The sequence below is a fragment of the Cellulomonas soli genome (assembly GCF_013409305.1).
Lineage (GTDB): Bacteria > Actinomycetota > Actinomycetes > Actinomycetales > Cellulomonadaceae > Cellulomonas > Cellulomonas soli.
In genome coordinates, this window is record NZ_JACBZJ010000001.1 from 2,722,176 (window position 1) to 2,743,726 (window position 21,551).

General features: G+C 71.4%; 20 protein-coding genes. 15 read left to right on the forward strand and 5 right to left on the reverse strand.

What is annotated here, in order from left to right:
- Positions 1 to 10: 10 nt before the first annotated feature.
- The 3 genes from BKA22_RS12615 to BKA22_RS12625 all read left to right on the forward strand — a co-directional run bounded on the left by BKA22_RS12615 (position 11) and on the right by BKA22_RS12625 (position 1,465).
- A complete protein-coding gene (locus tag BKA22_RS12615; protein ID WP_146953920.1) occupies positions 11 to 292 on the forward strand; it encodes a type II toxin-antitoxin system RelE/ParE family toxin in 282 nt (93 codons plus the stop codon).
- Positions 279 to 590 carry a HigA family addiction module antitoxin gene (locus tag BKA22_RS12620; protein WP_146953861.1) on the forward strand — a complete coding sequence of 104 codons (312 nt, stop codon included), beginning with the start codon at positions 279 to 281 and terminating at the stop codon, positions 588 to 590. The genes BKA22_RS12615 and BKA22_RS12620 overlap by 14 nt, the downstream gene beginning before the upstream one ends.
- Before the next feature lie 140 nt (positions 591 to 730).
- Positions 731 to 1,465, forward strand: coding sequence for a tyrosine-protein phosphatase (locus BKA22_RS12625; RefSeq protein ID WP_223203660.1), 735 nt, complete (start codon positions 731 to 733; stop codon positions 1,463 to 1,465).
- A 57-nt stretch (positions 1,466 to 1,522) separates the two neighbouring features.
- Here BKA22_RS12625 and BKA22_RS12630 read toward each other — a convergent pair whose 3' ends face one another.
- Both BKA22_RS12630 and BKA22_RS12635 read right to left on the reverse strand, forming a co-directional pair.
- A complete protein-coding gene (locus tag BKA22_RS12630) occupies positions 1,523 to 2,164 on the reverse strand; it encodes a dihydrofolate reductase family protein (RefSeq protein ID WP_146953859.1) in 642 nt (213 codons plus the stop codon).
- Between the two features lie 61 nt (positions 2,165 to 2,225).
- Positions 2,226 to 2,702 (reverse strand): iron chaperone, encoded by a 477-nt coding sequence (locus tag BKA22_RS12635; protein ID WP_146953858.1) that lies wholly within the window; start codon positions 2,700 to 2,702, stop codon positions 2,226 to 2,228.
- A gap of 178 nt (positions 2,703 to 2,880) precedes the next feature.
- Between BKA22_RS12635 and BKA22_RS12640 the strand changes: the two genes are divergently transcribed.
- Positions 2,881 to 4,158 carry an LCP family protein gene (locus tag BKA22_RS12640; RefSeq protein ID WP_146953857.1) on the forward strand — a complete coding sequence of 426 codons (1,278 nt, stop codon included), beginning with the start codon at positions 2,881 to 2,883 and terminating at the stop codon, positions 4,156 to 4,158.
- A 34-nt stretch (positions 4,159 to 4,192) separates the two neighbouring features.
- Here BKA22_RS12640 and BKA22_RS12645 read toward each other — a convergent pair whose 3' ends face one another.
- Complete coding sequence (locus BKA22_RS12645; RefSeq protein ID WP_146953856.1) at positions 4,193 to 4,786, reverse strand: DinB family protein; 594 nt, start codon at positions 4,784 to 4,786, stop codon at positions 4,193 to 4,195.
- A 395-nt stretch (positions 4,787 to 5,181) separates the two neighbouring features.
- Here BKA22_RS12645 and BKA22_RS12650 point away from each other — a divergent pair, with 395 nt between their 5' ends.
- The 3 genes from BKA22_RS12650 to BKA22_RS12660 all read left to right on the forward strand — a co-directional run bounded on the left by BKA22_RS12650 (position 5,182) and on the right by BKA22_RS12660 (position 9,852).
- Entirely contained in the window at positions 5,182 to 7,014 is a 1,833-nt protein-coding gene (locus tag BKA22_RS12650) for an ABC transporter substrate-binding protein (protein WP_146953855.1), read from the forward strand.
- Between the two features lie 139 nt (positions 7,015 to 7,153).
- Positions 7,154 to 8,788 (forward strand): ABC transporter permease, encoded by a 1,635-nt coding sequence (locus BKA22_RS12655; RefSeq protein ID WP_146953854.1) that lies wholly within the window; start codon positions 7,154 to 7,156, stop codon positions 8,786 to 8,788.
- Positions 8,785 to 9,852 (forward strand): ABC transporter permease, encoded by a 1,068-nt coding sequence (locus BKA22_RS12660; RefSeq protein ID WP_146953853.1) that lies wholly within the window; start codon positions 8,785 to 8,787, stop codon positions 9,850 to 9,852. The genes BKA22_RS12655 and BKA22_RS12660 overlap by 4 nt, the downstream gene beginning before the upstream one ends.
- A gap of 13 nt (positions 9,853 to 9,865) precedes the next feature.
- Here BKA22_RS12660 and BKA22_RS12665 read toward each other — a convergent pair whose 3' ends face one another.
- Entirely contained in the window at positions 9,866 to 10,477 is a 612-nt protein-coding gene (locus BKA22_RS12665; protein WP_146953852.1) for a PH domain-containing protein, read from the reverse strand.
- A 91-nt stretch (positions 10,478 to 10,568) separates the two neighbouring features.
- On the opposite strand from BKA22_RS12665, the gene BKA22_RS12670 reads away from it, so the two are divergent.
- The 6 genes from BKA22_RS12670 to BKA22_RS12695 all read left to right on the forward strand — a co-directional run bounded on the left by BKA22_RS12670 (position 10,569) and on the right by BKA22_RS12695 (position 19,549).
- Positions 10,569 to 12,335 carry an ABC transporter ATP-binding protein gene (locus tag BKA22_RS12670; protein WP_146953851.1) on the forward strand — a complete coding sequence of 589 codons (1,767 nt, stop codon included), beginning with the start codon at positions 10,569 to 10,571 and terminating at the stop codon, positions 12,333 to 12,335.
- Positions 12,336 to 12,494: 159 nt separating this feature from the next.
- On the forward strand, positions 12,495 to 14,438 hold the full coding sequence (gene typA / locus BKA22_RS12675; protein WP_146953850.1) for a translational GTPase TypA: 1,944 nt from the start codon (positions 12,495 to 12,497) through the stop codon (positions 14,436 to 14,438).
- Positions 14,439 to 14,450: 12 nt separating this feature from the next.
- Positions 14,451 to 15,473 (forward strand): PIG-L family deacetylase, encoded by a 1,023-nt coding sequence (locus tag BKA22_RS12680; protein WP_223203659.1) that lies wholly within the window; start codon positions 14,451 to 14,453, stop codon positions 15,471 to 15,473.
- A gap of 4 nt (positions 15,474 to 15,477) precedes the next feature.
- Positions 15,478 to 15,909 carry a hypothetical protein gene (locus BKA22_RS12685; protein ID WP_146953849.1) on the forward strand — a complete coding sequence of 144 codons (432 nt, stop codon included), beginning with the start codon at positions 15,478 to 15,480 and terminating at the stop codon, positions 15,907 to 15,909.
- A complete protein-coding gene (locus BKA22_RS12690; protein WP_146953848.1) occupies positions 15,906 to 16,406 on the forward strand; it encodes a flavin reductase family protein in 501 nt (166 codons plus the stop codon). The genes BKA22_RS12685 and BKA22_RS12690 overlap by 4 nt, the downstream gene beginning before the upstream one ends.
- A gap of 137 nt (positions 16,407 to 16,543) precedes the next feature.
- On the forward strand, positions 16,544 to 19,549 hold the full coding sequence (locus BKA22_RS12695) for a VanW family protein (protein WP_146953847.1): 3,006 nt from the start codon (positions 16,544 to 16,546) through the stop codon (positions 19,547 to 19,549).
- Positions 19,550 to 19,577: 28 nt separating this feature from the next.
- Here the strand turns inward: BKA22_RS12695 and BKA22_RS12700 are convergent, their stop codons facing one another.
- Positions 19,578 to 19,892 carry a hypothetical protein gene (locus tag BKA22_RS12700; protein ID WP_146953846.1) on the reverse strand — a complete coding sequence of 105 codons (315 nt, stop codon included), beginning with the start codon at positions 19,890 to 19,892 and terminating at the stop codon, positions 19,578 to 19,580.
- Between the two features lie 110 nt (positions 19,893 to 20,002).
- Between BKA22_RS12700 and fdxA the strand changes: the two genes are divergently transcribed.
- The gene (gene fdxA, locus BKA22_RS12705) at positions 20,003 to 20,329 is read left to right on the forward strand and encodes a ferredoxin (protein ID WP_146953845.1); all 327 of its coding nucleotides are present in this window, start codon (positions 20,003 to 20,005) and stop codon (positions 20,327 to 20,329) included.
- A gap of 9 nt (positions 20,330 to 20,338) precedes the next feature.
- Positions 20,339 to 21,490: a succinyldiaminopimelate transaminase gene (gene dapC / locus BKA22_RS12710; RefSeq protein WP_146953844.1), complete on the forward strand. Its 1,152-nt coding sequence runs from the start codon at positions 20,339 to 20,341 to the stop codon at positions 21,488 to 21,490.
- Positions 21,491 to 21,551 lie beyond the last annotated feature (61 nt).

The following is a 21,551-nucleotide window of genomic DNA, read 5'->3' on the forward strand; positions in this document are numbered from 1 at the left end:
GGTCCTGACTGTGATCCGGTCGTTCGCCAGCAAGGACACCGAACGCCTGTGGCGACGCCACCGAGTCCCGTCTCTCGATCCGCGGGTCGAGAGGGTCGCTCTGCGCAAGCTCCGGCAGATCGGTGCCGCGGAGTCGATCGAGGACCTGCGGGTGCCACCGGGAAACCGGCTGGAGCAGCTGCGGGGCGACCGGTTCGGCCAATACAGCATCCGGATCAACGACCAGTGGCGGATCTGCTTCACGTGGACCGTCGCTGGCCCTGAGGAGGTCGAGATCGTTGACTACCACTGAGGTGAACGACAAGATCGCGCCGATCCACCCGGGCGAGGTGCTCCAGGAGGACTTCCTCGACGGCTTCGGCATCACGCAGCACAGGCTCGCCGTCTCGATCGGCGTACCTCCACGACGGATCAACGAGATCGTCCACGGCAAGCGGAGCGTCTCGGCAGACACCGCGCTCCGGCTGGCGAAGTTCTTCGGCACGTCGGCGGCCTACTGGCTGAGCCTCCAGGCGCGGTACGACCTGGACCTCGCCGAGGATCGGGTTGCGGACCAGATCGCCGCGATCGCGCCGTTGCAGGTCGCGTGAGTCGAGGACGCCGAGCTGTTCCGCGTAGGTGGGGGTCGCCACTTCGCGCACCACGAACGCGACCGGGGCGCTCCAACGTGTAGCAGGGTCAGCGGCCGATGCCTGCCGTGGGTCCGGCGGACGCGTCGTACGGTGTCCCCGTGCGAGCTCTGGCGGTCGACGGCCTCGTCAATGCGCGGGACCTCGGCGGCCTTCCCCTGCGCGGGGGCGGCGCGACGCCGCGCGGGGTCTTCTTCCGCTCCGAGAACGTCGATGCCCTGACGGCCCGCGGGTGGGGCGAGCTCCACAGGCTCGGAGTTCGCACCGTCGTCGATCTTCGGCAGGCTGCCGAGCGGGAGCGGGACCAGTGCACCCGGCCCGACTGGGTGGTCACCGTGCACGTCGACCTGGACGGCCTGGAGAACGTCGACTTCTGGCACGACTACGCGGAGAGCGGGCTGTGGGGCACCGCTGCCCACTTCTTGCCCCACCTGGCCGCCATGCCCGAGCGTGCCGGCGCCGCGCTCGAGGCCGTGGCCGGGGCGCGCGAGGGCGGAGTCCTCTTCCACTGCATGTCGGGACGCGACCGGACCGGCCTCGTCGCGATGCTCCTGCTCAGCGTCGTCGGCGTGGAGTCTGACGCGATCGTGGACGACTACCTGGAGACGGTGCGTCGTGCCGATGCGCTCGCTGCGGCGAGCGGACGTGAGAACGACGAGCCCGCGCGTGAGGCGATCCTCGCGCGCCGGGGCTCGAGCACCGAACAGGCGTTCCGGGATGCGCTCGCAGGCCTGGACCTGGTCGCGTTCCTCACGCTGGCAGGAGTTCCGGAGGGCGCCCAGCGACGGCTTCGGACGTGGCGCGGCTCGATCACCTCGGGCGAGGACGCTCGCTGATCGGTGCCGCGACGCGGCGAGGTGTCTCGGCCGTCGTCGAGGCGGCAGCCGCGTGCCCTACCGCCGGAACGTCAGGTGGATGGTGCCGCTCTCGGCCGTCTCGGCGGTGACCTCGTAACCGGACTCCAGCCCGCGCAGGTCGTCCCACAGGCGTGTGCCGCGACCGAGCAGGATCGGCGCGATCGCGACGTGGAGCTGGTCGACGAGGCCGGCCTTGAGGAAGTCGCGCACGACGGTGGGTCCGCCACCGACCCGGACGTCCTTGCCCCCGGCCGCCTCCCGTGCCCGGTCGAGCGCCTCACGGGGCGCTGCGGACAGGAAGTGGAACGTCGTGCCGCCGGCCATCTCGAGCGACGGCCGCGGGGTGTGCGTGAGGACGAGCACCGGGACCCGGAACGGAGGTTCGTCGCCCCACCAGCCTCGCCAGTCGGGGTCGTCGGGGTGGTTGTGCAGCCCGAACATGCCCGCACCCATGATCTCTGCGCCGACCTCGGCGAAGTAGGACCGCGCGTACGTCTCGTCCACGCCGGTCGTGCCCTCGCCCGAGGTGTCGTGCAGGACGCGTTCCCGGAAGGTCCTGGTGGCGGTGTAGGCGCCGACGAGGCGCGGCCAGTCCTCGCCGAACGGTCTCTCGGGTGTCTGGTCCGTCGTGGTCGCGAAGCCGTCGAGCGAGATGTTCAGGTCGACACGTACCGACATGGCTGCCCCCGTCACGAGCGCGTGTGGATCGACCCACGATAGCGAAGGGGTCGGGCCGGCATCAGCCGGCTGCTCGGGTCACCAGCTCGCGGATCGTGTCCTCCACCGCGGCGGTCAGACTCGTCAGGGCGAACGCCGTGGGCCACATCGCGCCGTCGTCGAGTCGCGCCTCGTCGTTGAAGCCGAGCGTGGCGTAGCGGGCCTTGAACTTCGAGGCAGGCTGGAAGAAGAAGATCACCTTGCCGCTCCGGGCGTAGGCGGGCATGCCGTACCAGAGCCGTGGCGCCAGGTCGGGGGCGTCGGCCCGGACGATCGTGTGGATCGCCTCGGCGAGTGCACGGTCGGCGTCCGGCAGCCCGGCGATCGTGGCGAGCACCTCGGCCTCGGGGTCCGCCTTCGACGCTCCCGCGCGGCGCCGCTTGTCGGCCCGGACCTCTCGGGCCCGCTCCTTCATGGCGGCGCGCTCCTCCGCCGTGAAGCCGTCGGGTTCGGCGTCTGCGGCGGTCGGGCGTCGGGACGGCTGCTGCGTCGTGTCCATGGCGGGTCCTCCTCGTGCGTGCCTGCGGGTGCGCGACCAGGCTAGGAACGGCCGGGTCCCCTCCGCTTCTCGAAACCTGACCGATCGTCGCGGCCTGCCTGCACGTCGACGCTGCGACTCACAGGCGACACGGTGCCGAGTCGAGCCTCGGCGCGCTCGGAGCGCCTAACCTCGGGCCGTGCCCGAACGTCACCGCAAGTCGCGCCGAAGGTCTGTCGTCCGTCACACGCGCTCACGGCAGGGCCGCCCGGTCGTCCGCGCCCTCGGGCTCGTGCTGACGGCCGTGCTCGCCTTCGGTGCCAGCGCCGCGGCCTCGGTGGCGCTGCGTCTGCAGAGCAACGTCGACAAGATCGACCTCGACGGGCTCGTCGTCGCCGCCTCGCCGAGCGTGACCCGCGAGCCGGACCCGGACGACCCGAACGCGGGCTCGCCGGTGAACATCCTGCTGATCGGCTCGGACCAGCGCACCGGGGAGAACGAGGCGATCGGTGGCGCGAACTCGAGCATGGCCTCCGACACCACGATCGTCGCGCACATCTCGGCGGACAGGACCCGCGTCGAGCTGGTGTCGATCCCGCGCGACTCGATGGTGCGCATGCCGTCCTGCACCGCGACGAACGGCAAGACCTCCCGGACGTCCTCGAAGGCGCAGTTCAACTCGGCGTTCGCCACCGGGTGGTCGCTCGGGGGCGACATCGCCTCGGCCGCTGCCTGCACGATGAGCGCGGTGCAGGAGAACACCGGGCTGACGCTCGACCACGTGGCCGTCGTCGACATGGCCGGGTTCCAGCAGATGATCGACGCGATCGGCGGGGTCGACATCTGCATCCCGGATGCGATGCAGGACAAGTACACCGGCCTGAACGTCGCGGCGGGGAACCAGCACCTGGACGGGGTCACCGCGCTGCAGTTCGCCCGCGCCCGGCACGTCGTGGGCAGCGACGGCTCCGACCTGACGCGCATCGGCAACCAGCAGCGTCTGCTGTCGGCCGTGATGACCGAGGTGCTCTCGAAGAACCTCGTGGCCGACGTTCCGGAGCTGCTCTCGTTCATGTCCGCGGCGACCAGCTCGCTGACCACCGACGGCGGTCTGACCGTCCAGACGATGGTCGGTCTCGCCTACAGCGCGCGCAGCCTCAGTGGTGGGGGGATCACGTTCCTCACGATTCCCAACGGGCCGGACCCGGCCGACCCCAACCGCGTGGTGTGGACGTCGGCGGCCGACACCGTGTGGTCGAACATGGTGCAGGACCTGCCCGTCGTCGCCTCGGAGACGACGGTGCCGACCACGGCGGCGACGAGTGCGGCGACGACCCCGCCGACCGGCTCCGCGACGACGGGCGCAACGAGCCCGACGACGACCGTCGATCCGGCCACCGTGCCGACGCCCGCGGAGACGAAGACCGCTGGACGGGAACCGTTCACGGGGGACGACGTCACGGCCGTCTGCGGATGACGTGCTCGGGCGCGCAGCTTTCGGCCGCGGGCGCTCAGCTCTCGGCCGACGCCTCGCGTGCCGCGGCCTCCAGCCGGTCGCGGTAGCCGGCCCACCAGGCGGCGTCTGCGGGCGGCAGGTTGTCGTTGCCCGCACGGAGGCCGACCTCGCCGTCGATGAGCTCCCGGACGATGTCGGCGTGCCCGGCGTGGCGGTCGGTCTCGGCGACCATGTGCACGAGGATCCGGTGCAGCGTCACCTCGTCGCGGTCCTCCGGCCACCAGGGCACGTGCCCGATCGCATCGAGGTCGAGCGCCGCGATCGTGGCGTCGGAGTGGGCCCAGGCCCGGTGGTAGAGCCCCACGATGTCGGCACGTGACTGCTCGGCCGTCGCCCACATGTCGGCGTTCGGCTCGGCGTCGTCGGCGAACCACGGCAGCGGTTCGCCGGACGGACGATCGAACGTCTCGCCGAAGTACCCGAGCTCGATGCTGGCCACGTGCTTGACCAGGCCCAGGAGGTTGGTGCCCGTCGGCGTCAGCGGACGACGGGCGTCGTGCTCGGAGAGCCCGTCGAGCTTCCAGAGCAGCGCGTCGCGCGCCGCCTGCAGGTAGCGGAGGAGGTCGGCCTTCGGGTCGTGGTGCGCCATGACGTCAACCTGCCATCATCCACCCACGCGGGCGCCCCCGGCGCACGTCCCCTGATCCATGCCTCGGTCGGATGCCCGTGCGGCAGCCCGTGGTCTTATAGCAGAACCGCCCGCGGTGCGTCTTGGATTTGAGACGGCTCAGAGGCCCGCCATGCGGATCAGACATGTAAACAGCATGTTTCAGCCAGGCTTCGTCTCGCATCTTGGACCATACCGCCCAGTATCAATCAGGTAACGATCCGGCCCCGACGACCGTCCGTGTCCGTTATGCCCGGGGTTCCGTGGCTAGCGTGGCACCACTCACGGCGGACGTCCCTGCGCGCTCCGGCCCTGCCGGCTCGCGCCGGACGACACGGGCCGGTGACCGCACGTCCACCACCTTCCCAGGAGGAACATTGAAGATCAGGCGAATCAGCGCGGGCGTCGCGGCGCTCGCTGCCGGCGCCGTGGTGCTCAGCGCATGCTCGGGCCCCGACACCGGGTCGGAGATCGTCGAGGACACGTCGGTCAACGTCGGTTGGAACCAGCCGTTCTACGCTCAGAACAACCTGACGTCCTCGGGCAACGCGACGACGAACACGAACGTCCTCTACATGACGACGGCGAACTTCAACTACTACGACGCTGACCTGAACCTCGTCAAGAGCGAGGACTTCGGCACGTACGAGAAGGTCTCCGACGACCCGCTGACCGTCAAGTACACGGTCAACGAGGGTGTCAAGTGGTCCGACGGCACGGCCGTGGACGCCGCTGACCTCATCCTCTACTGGGGCCCGCAGAACGACGCTTTCGACAACGTCGCCCCGGAGTACGACGACGACGGCAACATCACCAACCAGGACGCCATCGACGCGGGCGTCTACTTCGACGGCTCGTCGCAGGCCATGAACCTGGTGAGCAAGGCCCCCGAGGTCTCGGACGACGGCCGCTCGGTCACCCTCGTCTACGACTCCCCGCGCTCCGACTGGGAGATCTCCTTCCAGCCGTCGCCGGTCGCCGCGCACGCCGTCGCCAAGCTCGCGCTCGGCATCGACGACCCGGAGGAGGGCAAGCAGGCGATCATCGACGCGTTCGCGAACAACGACACCGCGGCGCTGTCCAAGATCGCGAAGGTCTGGAACGAGTCCTTCAACTTCACGTCCCTGCCGGACGACCCGGAGCTGTACCTCTCCTCGAGCGCGTACGTCATCTCGGACTTCGTGGAGAACCAGTACCTCACGCTGACGGCCCGTGACGACTACACCTGGGGCCCCAAGCCCAAGGTGCAGACGGTCACCATCCGTTACACGGAGGACCCGCTGGCCTCGGTCACGGCACTGCAGAACGGTGAGGTCGACCTCATCCAGCCGCAGTCCTCGGTCGACGTCATCAAGACGCTCGACGGCCTGACCGGTTCCGGCATCTCCTACGAGTCCTCGCCCGAGGGCACGTTCGAGCACGTCGACCTGATCTTCAACAACGGCGGCCCGTTCGACCCGGCGACCTACGGCGGCGACGCCGAGAAGGCCCGCCTGGTCCGCGAGGCGTTCCTGCTCTCGATCCCCCGCCAGGAGATCATCGAGAAGCTCATCCAGCCGCTGCAGGCCGACGCCACCACGCGTGACTCCTTCACGGTCGTGCCGGGCTCGCCCACGTACGAGGACGTCGTGACCGGCAACGGTTCGGACGCCTACGCCGAGACCGACCTCACCAAGGCCAAGGACCTGCTCGCGCAGGCCGGCGTCACCGGCCCGATCGACGTGCGCTTCCTGTACGGCAAGTCGAACGTCCGTCGTGCCAACGAGTACCAGCTCATTGCGGCCTCGGCCGCCCAGGCCGGCTTCAACGTCATCGACGGCGGGGACGACAACTGGGGCAGCCTGCTGACGGCGACCGACGGATACGACGCGTCGCTGTTCGGCTGGCAGTCGACGAACACCTTCGCCCTCGGTTCCGAGGCGAACTACGTCACCGGTGGTCTGAACAACTTCGCCGGCTACTCCAACGCCGACGTCGACCAGTGGTACAAGGAGATGGCGACGGCCGACGCCGCCACCGAGCAGGAGCTCACCACGAAGATCGAGGCCCAGCTGTACGCGGACGCGTTCGGCATCCCGATCTTCCAGTTCCCGGGCGTCGTGGCCCACCGTGACGCGCTCTCCGGCGTCTCGGTGATCCCGCTGTCCCCGAGCATCTTCTGGAACTACTGGGACTGGGAGATCACGGCGTCCGACTCGGCCACCTCGTGACCTCGGTCTGATCGCAGCGCAGTAGCACACAGGTGAGGGGGGTGTCGCGGCCACACCGGCCGTGGCACCCCCCTTCCGCTCGTAGAATCATTCGTCGCACCACTTTCGCCCATCCCACGCGAGCGAGGTTTTGGACCCCATGGTCACCTCTGAGACGAGCGTGCCGGCAGGAACCGCGGTCACATCCGCGGCCTCCGGCGCGACCCCCCGGCGCCGACGCCTGAGCGTCAGTGCGCCGACGTTGACCTTCATCGGTCGCCGGCTCCTGTCCTCCGCGATCGTCCTCCTCGGGGCGACGTTCATCGTCTACATGCTCCTGGCCTACGCCCTCGACCCGCTCGAGGACCTCTACGCCAGCAGCGCTCCGAACAAGGAGCAGCTCATCCAGGCGCGCATCCGCGCCCTCGACCTCGACACCCCGCCGGTGATCCGCTACTTCAAGTGGGTCGGCGGCGTGCTGGGCTACCTGATCGGCAAGGGCACGCTCGGCACGAGCTGGGTCACCGGCCAGGAGGTCACCGCGATGCTCTCGACGGCGATCCCGTCGAGCGTCAAGCTGATCGCCCTGGCCACGGTGCTGGCGATCGTGCTCGGCGTGACCGTGGGCATCGTGTCGGCACTGCGCCAGTACACGGGCTTCGACTACTCGGTGACGTTCCTGTCGTTCGTCCTGTACTCGCTGCCCTCGTTCTGGGTCGCCGTGCTGCTCAAGCTGTGGGGCGCCATCGGTTTCAACGACTTCCTCGCCGACCCGACGCTGACGTGGGGGACGATCGCGCTCCTGTCGGTGATCGGCGGCGCCATCTGGCAGGCGCTGATCGCCGGGCCACGGCGGCAGCGGCTCCTGACGTTCGGCGTCTCGACCCTCGCGACCGCCACGGTGCTGTGGGCGGTGACCGCCAGCGGCTGGCTGCTCGACCCGAGCCTGGGCATGGCCGGTATCGGTGTGCTCGGTGCCGGCGCGGCAGTCGGTGTCACGGCGCTGACGACGGGGCTGCAGGACAAGCGCGCGCTGTACTCGTCGCTGACCGTCGTCGCGATCGGTGTGGCGCTCTGGTACCCGCTGCAGTATGCGTTCGTCGACGTGACGGCCCTGATGATCGTGGGTCTGGCAGTCGTCGCCGTGGCTGTCGGAGTGCTCGTCGGCTTCCTCTTCGGGGGTCCGGATCGCGGGCAGTCGATGCGCAACGCCGCCATCACGGCGTTCGTCGTCGGCGGTCTGACCTACGTCGACCGAGTCATGCAGGTCTGGTACAAGTACTCGAACTCGACCAAGATCAACGGCCGCCCGATCGCCACGATCGGTTCGCAGACCCCGGGCCTGTCCGGTGACTACTGGGTCACGACCCTGGACACCTTCACGCACCTCGTGCTGCCGACGATCGCCCTGATCCTCATCTCGTTCGCGGGCTACACCCGGTACTCCCGGGCGAGCCTGCTCGAGGTGATGAACCAGGACTACATCCGCACGGCACGGGCCAAGGGCCTGCCCGAGCGGGTCGTCACGGTGCGGCACGCGTTCCGCAACGCGCTGATCCCGCTGGCCACGATCGTCCCGCTGGACATCGCCGCGCTCTTCGGCGGTGCGATCATCACCGAGCGGATCTTCTCCTGGAGCGGCATGGGCTCGCTGTTCATCCACTCCCTGAACGCCAGGGACGCGGACCCGATCATGGGGTACTTCCTCGTCGTCGGCACGATGCTCGTCCTCGCCAACATCGTCGTGGACTTCGTCTACGCCGCTCTCGACCCCAGGATCCGGGTGAACGCATGACCGCCCCCACGCCTCTCTCGCCCCAGATCGACCCGGAGCACCACGACGTCGTCGAGAACGCCATCGAGCTCAAGGAGGTCGAGGGTCTCTCGCAGGGGCGCATCGTCCTGCGTCGCTTCGTGCGGCACCGCGGTGCCATCATCGCGGCCGCGATCCTGACGTTCGTCGTGCTGCTCGCGACGACCTCCATCGGCTGGGGACCGATCCCCGGCTGGTGGAAGTGGACCATCACCGACCTGCCCCCGATCGTCGACGGCGGGTCGCCGACGCTGTCGTTCAGCGGCGGGCTCACCGTCGGTGAGCACCCCTTCGGCCAGGACAACCTCGGCAAGGACGTGTTCGCGCTCGTCATGCGCGGCACCCAGCAGTCGCTGCTCGTCATGGTCGTCATCGGGCTCGTGGCCACGGTCATCGGCATCGCGCTCGGCGCGCTGTCCGGCTTCTTCCGGGGGCGCACGGACAACCTGCTCATGCGGTTCACCGACATGGTCATCACCATCCCGGTGATCATGATCGGCGCGATCCTGGGTGCCTGGGTGGGCGGCGCGAGCCCCTTCACGCTGGCCATCGCCCTCGCGCTGGTCTCCTGGACGTCCATGGCCCGGCTCGTACGCGGGGAGTTCCTCTCGCTGCGCGAGCGCGAGTTCGTCGATGCGGCCCGGGTCGCGGGCGCCAGCAGCGGTCGGATCATGTTCAAGCACATCCTGCCGAACGCGGTCGGCGTGATCATCGTCAACTCGACGCTGCTCATGGCCTCGGCGATCCTGCTCGAGACCGCGCTGAGCTACCTCGGCTTCGGCATCACGTACCCGGACGTCTCGCTCGGCAACCTGATCAACGAGTACCAGACCGCGTTCGCGACGCGTCCGTGGCTGTTCTGGTGGCCGGGTCTGTTCATCGTGACGATCGCGCTGTGCATCAACTTCATCGGTGACGGCCTGCGCGATGCGTTCGACCCCCGTCAGCGACGCGTCGCGACCCGGCGGGCGCTCAGCCGTGCCGAGCGTCGTGCGGCCCGTGACGCCGGGACGGACGCTGCGGCGCCCGCGGCCGCGGGCGCCTGAGCGCGTGACCCGTTCAGAGCGCGAGCGTGAGCACGCTCAGCGCCCCGAGTGCGACCACGACGGCCAGCGTGCCGACGTGCCAGTGCACGACGGGCTGCTCGCGCTCGAGCCGGGGAGCGTTCAGCACCCCGGTGTCCCGCAGTTGCTCCCAGCGGCTGCGCACCAGTGCGGCGGCCTGGCCGGAATCGGTTCCGGCCAGGTCACCCGGGCGGACCGACCCACCGGAGCCGTAGGTGCTCTCGGGCAGGTCGGAGACGTCCGTGCGGTCGGCGCGACGCACCCGGGACTGGCTCGGGGCCGGTGCCGCCCACGACGCGTAGCTGCCGTACGCGGTGTGCAGCGTCAGGGCGAAATGGGTCTCGACGGCGTTCAGCGCCGTCCACGGGATCTCGACGGTGCGCGTCACGTTGCGCAGCTCGACGCCCGCGGGGCTCACGACCACGGCGGGTCGCCAGTAGGCGGCCCACGCGAGCACGGACAGCAGGGCGAGCAGCGGCAGGTAGGGCCAGACGGTCGTCGCGTCGTCGAGCAGTCCGGTCACGGCACCGCCCACGCACAGCAGAACCACCACGACCACCAGGACCCGGCCGAAACCGGGCCTGAACACCTCGACGTCCGTCACCATGCGGACATCGTCCCAGACGGTCATCGACCGCCATCGACGGGCCGGCGCCACCAGGCGCCGCTGAGCCCCCGCAGGAAGGAACTGCTCGACCGTGAGCACTGACACCCTCGCACCGAACCCGGCGGACCCCGGGACAGCGGAGCCCATCCTCGCGGTGCGCGAGCTGGGCGTGGAGTTCTTCGTCGACGGTGAGTGGTACCCCGCCGCCATCGACGTCGACTACGACGTGCGCCCCGGCGAGGTCCTCGCCATCGTCGGCGAGTCCGGCTCGGGCAAGACGCAGTCGTCGATGTCGCTCATCGGCCTGCTGCCCCCGAACGGTCGCGCGACCGGCTCGGCCAAGCTGGGTGGACGTGAGCTCATCGGGCTCACGCACAAGCAGCTCAGCTCGGTGCGCGGCAAGGACGTCTCGGTGATCTTCCAGGAGCCGATGACGGCCCTGAACCCCGTGTACACGGTCGGCTTCCAGATCATCGAGACGCTGCGCGTGCACTTCGACATCGGGCCCAAGGCTGCGCGTGCCCGGGCGATCGAGCTGCTCACGATGGTCGACCTGCCCGAACCGGAGACCGCGGTCGACAAGTACCCGCACCAGCTCTCGGGCGGTCAGCGCCAGCGCGCGATGATCGCGCAGGCCCTGGCCTGCGACCCCAAGCTGCTGATCGCCGACGAGCCGACCACAGCGCTCGACGTGACCGTGCAGGCCGAGATCCTCAAGCTCATGCGCGACCTGCGCACCCGCATCAACTCGGGAATCATCCTCATCACCCACGACATGGGCGTCGTCGCCGACCTGGCCGACCGCGTCCTGGTGATGAAGAACGGCCGGATCGTCGAGCGGGGGACCGCCGACCAGATCTTCAACCGGCCGACGCACCCGTACACGATCCAGCTGCTCGACGCCGTGCCGCACCTCGGTTCGGTGTCCGGGGACGACGCGACGGCGCACGCCGGCCAGACCTCCTCGACGAGCGCCGTGCCCGTCTCCGCTCCGCTGCCCAAGCCTGTGGAGACCGACTTCGCGCTGTCGGCCAAGGACCTGGTCATCGAGTACCCCTCGCGTGGACGCATCCCCGCGTTCCGGGCCATCGACGGCGTGGACCTGACGATCGCGCGCGGCGAGGTCGTCGGCCTCGTCGGCGAGTCGGGCTCGGGCAAGACGACGGTCGGACGTGCGGCGGTCGGCCTGCTGCCCGTGGCCGGTGGCTCGCTGTCGGTCAACGGCGTCGAGCTCGCGGGCGTGAAGCCCAAGACGCTGCGCGCGGTGCGCCAGGACGTGTCGATCGTCTTCCAGGACCCGGGATCGTCGCTCAACCCGCGTCTGCCCATCGGTGAGTCGATCGGTGAGCCGCTCAAGCTGCACAAGGTGGTCAAGGGCGCCGAGCTCAACCGCCGGGTCGAGGAGCTCCTCGACCGCGTGCACCTGTCGCGCTCCATGCGCAACCGCTACCCGCACGAGCTCTCGGGCGGCCAGCGTCAGCGTGTCGGCATCGCGCGGGCGCTCGCGCTGAGCCCCAAGCTGCTCATCGCCGACGAGCCGACCTCCGCCCTGGACGTGTCGGTGCAGGCCAGGGTGCTCGAGCTGTTCCAGGAGCTGCAGCGCGAGTACGGCTTCGCCTGCCTGTTCATCAGCCACGACCTCGCGGTGGTGGAGATCCTCTCCAGCCGGATCGCGGTCATGCACAAGGGCAAGCTCGTCGAGGTCGGCCCGCGTGAGCGCATCCTTCGCGAGCCGCAGGACGACTACACCCGTCGCCTGCTGGCCGCCGTGCCGGTGCCGAACCCGGCCGAGCAGAAGATCCGTCGTGAGGAGCGCGACCGGCTCCTCGAGCTCGCCGCCGCCGAGGCGACGCTCTGAGCTCGCGGTCGCGCGTGACGCGCACCATCTGAGGTACCACCGGAGGCCGGGTCCATGGACCCGGCCTCCGGTGTGACGAAGCCGTCACAGGCGTCCGCCGAGGGGTGCGGGTAAGATCGACCGGCGCCCGATGACGGCGCGCCCCCCACCCTCGTCGAGATGAGCCTTCCTATGTCCGTGCCCGCTGCCGGCACCTCGGTGCGTTCCGATCTGCGCAACGTCGCGATCGTCGCCCACGTCGACCACGGCAAGACGACCCTCGTCGACGCCATGCTCTGGCAGTCGGGTGCCTTCGGCGAGCACGCGCACGTCGACGAGCGCGCGATGGACTCCGGCGACCTGGAGCGGGAGAAGGGCATCACGATCCTCGCCAAGAACACCGCGGTCCGGTACTCCGGCCCCGCGGCTGCCGAGGTCGGTCAGCCTGACGGCATCACCATCAACGTGATCGACACCCCGGGCCACGCCGACTTCGGCGGCGAGGTCGAGCGAGGCCTGTCGATGGTCGACGGCGTCGTGCTGCTCGTCGACGCCTCCGAGGGCCCCCTGCCGCAGACCCGGTTCGTGCTGCGCAAGGCCCTGGCCGCGAAGCTGCCGGTGATCCTCGTGGTCAACAAGGTCGACCGTCCCGACGCGCGCATCAGCGAGGTCGTGCACGAGGCGACTGACCTGCTGCTGGGTCTGGCCTCGGACCTGCACGAGGACGTCCCGGACCTGGACCTCGACGCGATCCTCGACGTGCCGGTCGTGTACGCCGCAGCCAAGGTCGGGCGTGCCTCGCTCGAGCAGCCGGCCGACGGCGGTCTGCCGGACAGCCCGGACCTCGAGCCGCTGTTCAAGACCATCCTCGAGAAGATCCCCGCCCCGACGTTCGACCCCGAGGCGCCGCTGCAGGCGCACGTGACGAACCTGGACGCCTCGCCGTTCCTCGGACGTCTCGCGCTGCTGCGCATCTTCAACGGCACGCTGCGCAAGGGGCAGACGGTCGCATGGGCCCGGCACGACGGCACGATGCAGAACGTGCGGATCACCGAGCTGCTGGAGACGAAGGCCCTCGAGCGCGTCCCCACGGACGAGGCCGGTCCCGGTGACATCGTCGCCGTCGCGGGCATCGAGAACATCACGATCGGCGAGACGCTCACCGACCCCGACGACCCGCGGCCGCTGCCGCTCATCACGGTCGACGACCCGGCGATCTCGATGACCATCGGCATCAACACCTCGCCGCTCGCCGGCAAGGGCGGCAAGGGCCACAAGGTCACCGCCCGTCAGGTCAAGGACCGTCTCGACAAGGAGCTCGTCGGCAACGTCTCGCTGCGCGTCGTGCCGACCGAGCGCCCCGACGCCTGGGAGGTCCAGGGCCGTGGTGAGCTCGCGCTGGCGATCCTCGTCGAGCAGATGCGCCGCGAGGGCTTCGAGCTGACCGTCGGCAAGCCGCAGGTCGTCACGAAGAAGGTCGACGGCCACGTGCACGAGCCCGTCGAGCGCATGACGATCGACGTGCCCGAGGAGTACCTGGGCGCCGTCACGCAGCTGCTCGCGCAGCGCAAGGGCCGCATGGAGACCATGTCGAACCACGGCACCGGCTGGGTCCGCATGGAGTTCCTGGTGCCGGCCCGCGGCCTGATCGGCTTCCGTACGCGGTTCCTCACCGACACGCGCGGCACGGGCATCGCCTCGTCGATCGCCGAGGGCTACGAGCCGTGGGCCGGCGCGATCGAGACCCGCGTCAACGGTTCGCTGGTCGCGGACCGCTCCGGCGTGGTGACGCCGTTCGCGATGATCAACCTGCAGGAGCGCGGCTCCTTCTTCGTCGACCCGACGCAGGAGGTGTACGAGGGCATGATCGTGGGCGAGAACTCCCGCAACGAGGACATGGACGTCAACATCACCAAGGAGAAGAAGCTCACCAACATGCGCTCCTCCACGGCGGACAACTTCGAGAACCTGGTGCCGCCGCGCCACCTGACGCTCGAGGAGTCGCTCGAGTTCGCCCGCGAGGACGAGTGCGTCGAGGTCACGCCGGAGATCGTGCGCATCCGCAAGGTCGTGCTCGACCAGACCGAGCGCGCGCGCATCACGGCCCGGACCAAGCGCGCCTGACGGACGCCGGTCGTGGCCCCGTCGACCTCGGTGCCGCCGGCGGGCGGGCTGCTCGCCGTGCACGCGCACCCGGACGACGAGACGCTCGCGACCGGCGCGCTGCTCGCCACATGGGCAGCAGCCGGTCGCCCCGTCACGGTGGTGACCTGCACGCGCGGTGAGCGCGGGGAGGTCATCGGGAGCGCGCTGGCTCACCTCGAGGGCGACGGGGCGGCCCTGGCCGCCCATCGCGAGGGTGAGCTGGCCGCCGCGCTGCGGGCCCTGGGGGTCGACGACCACGTCTTCCTCGACACGGTCCCGGACGGGGCGGGCGCCTCTGCGGTGCCCGCCCGCTTCGAGGACTCGGGCATGGCCTGGGTCGGTACCGGCAGGGCGGGCACCGCGGCGCACGTGCCTCCGCGGGCGTTCGTGGCGGCGCACCCGGGGGATGTCGCGCACCGGCTCGCTCGCGTGCTGCGCTCGAGGCGGCCCGAGGTCGTCGTGACGTACGAGCGGGACGGCGGCTACGGTCACCCGGACCACGTGCGTGCGCACGAGGTCACCGTCCGCGCGGTCGCCCTCGCGGCGGCCGAGCCCGACAGTGACAACCCGCCGCACGTCGTCCCCGTCGTCCTGTGGGCGGCGCACGACGAGATGCTGCTGCGGGCGGCCTACGGCGCGCTGGCCGGCCCCGAGGTCGCCGCGGTGCTGGACGTAGGCGAACGCACCTTGGAACGGCCGGATCCTGACGGGCCGCTGCCGTCGGTCGCGGTGCCGCCCGACTGGGTCGACCTCCTGGTCGACGTGGCCCCGGTCCTCCCGCAGGTCCTGGGGGCGCTGCGCGCGCATGCGACCCAGGTGCAGGCCGTGCACGCGGTCGACGAGGTCGACGCGCTGGTGGGCCTCTACGCCCTGAGCAACGACGTGCTCGCCCCGCTGCTGCCCGTCGAGGGCTACCGGTGCGGCCTCGCGCACGGCCGGCCGGCACCCGAGTCGTCCCTCGGCTCGGCGACCTTGGGCGTGACCTGGCCGGTGGGCGTCCGGCCGGTAGCCTGACCGCGTGAACCCCCTGTCTGCCGGCACGCTCGGCAAGGCCGCCGGAGCCTTCGTCCTCGGGCTCGCCGTCGGCACCGTCGGCTCGGTCATGCACCGGGCCTCCTGGCCCTGGGGCGTGGTGCTGTGCCTCGCGCTCGTGCTCGTCGCGGGTGTCACCGTGCGTGCCTGGGGCGGGGTCGTCCCCGTCGTCGGGTTCGCCGGTGGCCTCTTCCTCGCGGTGCAGGTGCTCGCGCAGCGCGGGCCCGGCGGCGACGTGCTCGTCCCGGCGGGCGACTCGCACGGGTGGGTCTGGATCCTGGGCGCCGCGGCAGCCGTCGGGGCGGTCGCGCTCGTGCCCCGCCGCGCCTTCGACGACGCACCGCTGCCCCCTCGGTCTGCCCGGCGCGCCGATCCCGTCCAGGACGACGCCGCCGAACCGGTCGACCCCCGACCATGACCGAGCCGGCCGCGGTCGACCCGGAGGCGTTCCGGCAGGCGGTCGGCCGCCTCCCGGCCGGGATCGCCGTGGTGACGGTCCGGTGGCGAGGGCACGTGCACGCGATGACGGCCAGCGCGGTCGCCTCGGTCTCCCTCGACCCGCCGCTGCTCCTGTTCTGCGTGCACGTCGACTCCCGCTTCCGGGAGGCTCTCGACGACGTGGACCTGTGGGCGGTCAGCGTGCTGTCCGACGCGGGCGGACCGGTGGCCGACTGGTTGGCCTCGCCCGGCCGGCCCACCGTGGACCAGCTGGCACGAGTCGCGCACCGGCCGGCGCCCGTGTCGGGTGCGGCCTGGGTGGACGACGCCTCGGCGTGGTTCGACTGCCGCACCGAGGCCGTGCACCGGGCGGGTGACCACGACGTCGTCGTCGGCAGGGTGCTCGCTGCCGAGCAGGGCCCTGCGGGAGCCGGTGGGCTGGTCCACCTGCGCGGCCGGGTGCACCCCGTCCGATGACCTCCCGCGGCCGCGCGGCCGCCCTGTGCACGGAGCACATCCGGGGCAGCAGGTCACAGGGAAGAGCCGGTGTCGGCACGTAGAATCACGGCGCGCACGACTGAGCGCCAGCACGCCGACGATCCGCAGGGGAGACGATGACGGACGGCACCGGACCGGACGAGCACGACGAGGTCGACCCGAGCGCCGGGAAGCCGCCGCAGCGGTCGACCGCCTCGGAGAGCTCGGGGGCGGCGACGGTCGTCGACGGAGGTGCCCCGACGGTTCACCCGCAGGAGGAGCCCGAGCCGTTCGAGCCGGGGGACGCGGACGACGCGACCGGAGCGGACGGCGTCCTCGCGCCCTCGTCGGACGCCCCGCGGGCCGACGACATCGAACGTGCGTCCGCAGAGCCGGGTCCGCACGACCAGGCGGAGCCCGAGGAGTCGGAGCCGGACACCACTGAGTCGGACACCGCCGAGCCGGAGACGATTGAGCCGGACGCGGCTGAGCCGGACGCTCCCGAGTCGGACACTGCTGAGCCGGACGCTCCCGAGTCGGACACTGCTGAGCCGGACGCCGACCAGGAGGACGAGTCGGTCGTCGACGCCGGCGCCGCGCCGACGCGCGCCGTCGCGGACGCCGACGCGACGATCCCGGCAGCTCCGCCCGTGTCGTCACCCGACGGGGTGGATGTCGCGGAAGCAGGCCCGGACTCTCCCGAACCCGTCGTCGACGAGGCGGCGGTTGCCGACGAGCCCGCCGCCGAAGTCGAGCCGGTCGCGGAAGCCGAGGTGACGCGTGACGCCCCCGGCGAGCCCGTGGGGCCCGCTGCTGGAGCTTCCAAGCCCGTTGTCGAGCCTGCTCAGGCGGCTTCGAGCGCCGCCGCGGCACCGGAGACACCCGCGGTCGATGCAGCCGACGCTGCAGCCGCCGCAGCGGCCGACGCCGCACCGTCCGCCGTCGACGTCCCCGACGAGGCTCCGGCCGACGCCGACGCCGACGCCGACGCCGACGCGGCCGCCGATGCCCCGGCCGAGGACGGCGAGGTGAAGGCCGCATCGGACGTGAGCCCGCAGGCGGCGGAGCCCGAGGCCGACGCCGCCTCCTGGGTGCAGCTCGCCGCGGCCCTGCGAGTCCAGCAGGCCCTGGACCTGGCCGGTGTCGCGCGCCCCGCTCCGACGGGGGGCCCGGCAGGTCAGGAAGACCCGGTCGGGCAGCCGACCGAGTCCGTCACACCCCTCGCCGTCGGCCCCGCGTCCGTCGCTGCGGAGCTGCCGGCGCCGGTCGTGGCTGACGTGCCCGCGATCGCCCCCGAGGTCGCCCAGGAGGTCGGCCCCGCGACCACGGAGGTCCTGACCCCTGTCCCGGCCGCCCCGGCCCCTGCCGCCTCGGACCCGGTCGCGACCGTGCCGCCCGCGGGTGCCGACGCACCCGCGGCGGACGCAGGCTCACCGCTCGACGTCTTCGAGGAGCAGCAGACCGTCCGGCGATGGCCCCGTCGTCTGCTCGTCACGCTGGGTGTCGTCGTCGTGCTCGGTGCGGCCTACGTCGGCGCCTCGTACGCACTGGCGGACCGCGTGCCGCGCGGCGCGACGGTTGCCGGGGTCGACATCGGCGGGCTCAGCGCGGACGCAGCCGTGACCCGGCTGCAGGACGAGCTCGGCGACCTGACGACCCAGCCGGTGGACGTCGTGGCCAACGACGTGCAGGCGGAGATCGATCCGACCGTCGCCGGCCTCGTGCTCGACCCTGAGGCGACGGTCGACGAGCTGACGGGCGTGGACCTGGCGCGACCGCAGGCCCTCTGGCAGCACCTGGTGGGCGTGGACGCCCAGACGCCCGTCACCGAGGTGGACGAGGACGCGCTCACCTCCGCGCTCACGTCGTTGACCACGTCGTTGTCGCTGGCACCGGTCGACGGTGCGATCGTGTTCGCCGACGGTGCCCCGCACGCGACCGACGCCGTGGACGGCTGGGAGGTCGACCTGACGGGGGCTGCGCAGGCCCTGCGTGACGGGTGGCTGGTCGGTGAGCGGCCCCTGGTGCTGCCGACCCTCGTCGTGGAGCCCTCGGTGACCCAGGAGGTCACGGACCGGGCGCTGACGGCTGCCCGCGACGTCACGTCCGCCCCGGTGGGTGTCACGGTGGCCGACCGCCTGGCGACGCTGACGCCGCAGGCCCTGGCCTCGGCGGCCTCGTACGCGCCGCAGGACGGCGAGCTGGTCCTGACGATGGACGGCGAGGCGCTGGTCGCGGACGTCCTCGACCAGCTGCCGGACCTGCTGACGGCGTCGGCGGACGCCCACTTCGAGTTCCAGAACGACGCGCCCGTGATCGTGCCCGGTACGCCGGGCACGACGCTCGACCCGGAGGCGGTGGCGGCCTCGGTCGCCGAGGCGGTGCACGCGAGCGTGCGGACCGCGGCGGTCGAGCTCGTCGAGAGCGACCCGGCGGAGTCCACGGCCGAGCTCGAGGCGCTGGGCATCACCGAGATCGTCTCGGAGTTCTCCACGCCGCTGAACAGCGAGCCGCGGCGCACGGTGAACATCACCAACGGGGCGAGCAAGATCTCCGGCAAGCTCATCCGCCCGGACGAGACGTTCAGCCTGACCGAGGCGCTCGGACCGATCGACGCCGAGCACGGCTTCGTGCAGGCCGGCGCGATCGTGAGCGGCGAGCACGTCGACGCCTGGGGGGGTGGCCTGTCGCAGGTCTCGACGACCACGTACAACGCGGCGTACCTGGCCGGCTTCGAGGACATCGAGCACCAGCCGCACAGCGAGTGGTTCACGCGGTACCCGGAGGGGCGTGAGGCGACGCTCTTCACGGGCACGCTCGACATGCAGTGGAAGAACAACACCCCGTACGGCGCCCTGGTGCAGGCCTGGGTCGCGGACGGCCGGGTCTACGTGCGCATCTGGGGCACGAAGTACTGGCGGGTGGAGTCCGAGACGAGCGCTCGCTCAGGGGTGGTCGCACCGACGACGGTGTACTCGCAGTCGCCGACGTGCGAGCCGTCCTCGGCCGGGAACCCCGGCTTCACGGTCACGGTGACGCGCCGGACGTACCTGGGCGAGGAGCTCAAGGCGACCGAGTCGAACACCTGGCGGTACAAGCCGCAGAACAAGGTCATCTGCGGGGCGGCGCCGACGACCCCGTGACGGGGCGGGTCGGCGCGAGCCGTCCTGTTCAGGCGTCGTCCTCGTCGTCGTCCCTGTCCTCGGGGCGAGGGCGGGGACGACGTACCGGCGCGGGCGGCACGATCTTGCCCAGGGCGATGTCGGCGCCGGCGACGTGCACGTCGCCGTGCCGGGTGCGCACGAGCACGCCGGTCTCGTCGACGACGAGCAGGTCGCCGAGCACGTCGGTGTAGCGGGGCTCGCCCGGGGCGTCCAGCAGGGTGCCGTCGTCGTCGCGGCGAAGGCGTCGGACCACGACCCGGACGCCGGGCGCCCAGGCGCGCCACGGCTCGTGCGGCGGACGGGCCGTCGACGGTGCGTTCACCTGAGGGATACTAGGAGCACCCGTGCGGGCGACCCAGCCCGCGCGACCTCACGACCGATGCCGCTGCCGCGGCCGACGGCCGAGACCATTCGGCCAGTGGAGGACGCACCGTGACGTATGTGATCGCCGAGCCCTGCGTGGACGTCAAGGACAAGGCGTGCATCGAGGAATGTCCCGTGGACTGCATCTACGAGGGCAAGCGGTCGCTGTACATCCACCCGGACGAGTGCGTCGACTGCGGTGCCTGCGAGCCGGTCTGCCCGGTCGAGGCCATCTACTACGAGGACGACGTCCCCGAGCAGTGGAGCGAGTACTACAAGGCGAACGTCGAGTTCTTCGACGACCTCGGCTCGCCCGGCGGTGCGGCCAAGATGGGTCAGATCGACAAGGACCACCCGGTGATCGCCACGCTGCCGCTGCGCGTGCACGGCGACTGACACCGGCGGATGGGGCTGTCGACCGGCTCGTTGCCGGACTTCCCGTGGGACACGCTCGTGCCGTTCGCGCAGCGGGCCCGTGCCCACCCGGGTGGCATTGTCGACCTGTCCGTGGGCACCCCGGTGGACCCGACCCCGGTGCTCGTGCGCGAGGCGCTCGCGGCCGCGGCGGACTCGCCCGGGTACCCGACGACGCACGGCACACCGGCGCTGCGTCAGGCCGTGGTCGCGTGGTTCGCCCGCAGTCGCGGGGTGCCGGGCCTGGACCCGGCGGCGGTGCTCCCGACGGTCGGCTCGAAGGAGCTCGTGGCGCTGCTGCCCTCGCTCCTCGGTCTGGGTGCCGGTGACGTCGTGCTGCACCCGGCCACCGCGTACCCGACGTACGACGTGGGTGCGCGCCTGGCCGGGGCGACCCCCGAGCCGTGCGACGACGTCGAGGCGCGGCTGGCGGACGGGAGCGGCGACGTGCGGCTCGTGTGGCTGAACTCTCCGGGCAACCCGGATGGTCGGGTGCTCGGTGCCGATCGGCTGGCTGCGATCGTGGACGCCGCGCGCGCGGCGGCGCGTCGCGACGGGCGGCCGGTCGTGGTCGTGGGGGACGAGTGCTACGCCGAGCTGCCCTGGGACGAGCCGTGGGTGCGCGAGGGCGTGCCGAGCGTGCTCGACCCGCGCGTCACGGGCGGTGACCTGACCGGGTTGCTGGCGGTCTACTCGCTGTCCAAGCGCTCGAACCTGGCCGGCTACCGGGCTGCTTTCGTGGCGGGTGACCCGGCTCTGGTGTCGCGGCTGCTCGAGACCCGCAAGCATGCGGGCATGATCGTGCCCGGTCCGGTGCAGGCCGCCATGACGGTCGCGCTGGGCGATGACGAGCACGTCGGCGAGCAGCGGGCACGGTACGGTCGTCGCCGCAGGCTCCTGCGGTCGGCGTTCGAGGGTGCGGGCTTCGCGGTCGACGGGTCGCACGCAGGGCTGTACCTGTGGGTGCGGCCCGAGGGTGGGTACCAGGACTGCTGGGAGACGGTCGCGGACCTGGCCGGCCTGGGCATCCTGGTCGCGCCGGGGTCGTTCTACGGTGCGGCCGCGGCGGGTCATGTCAGGGTCGCGCTCACGGCGAGCGACGAGCGGGTGGGGGAGGCTGCGGCACGTCTGTCCGGCGCGTGATCCGCACCGGGAGCGCACCCGGAGAGCGAAGGGTACGGACCGGTCGTCGACCGGTTGTTGC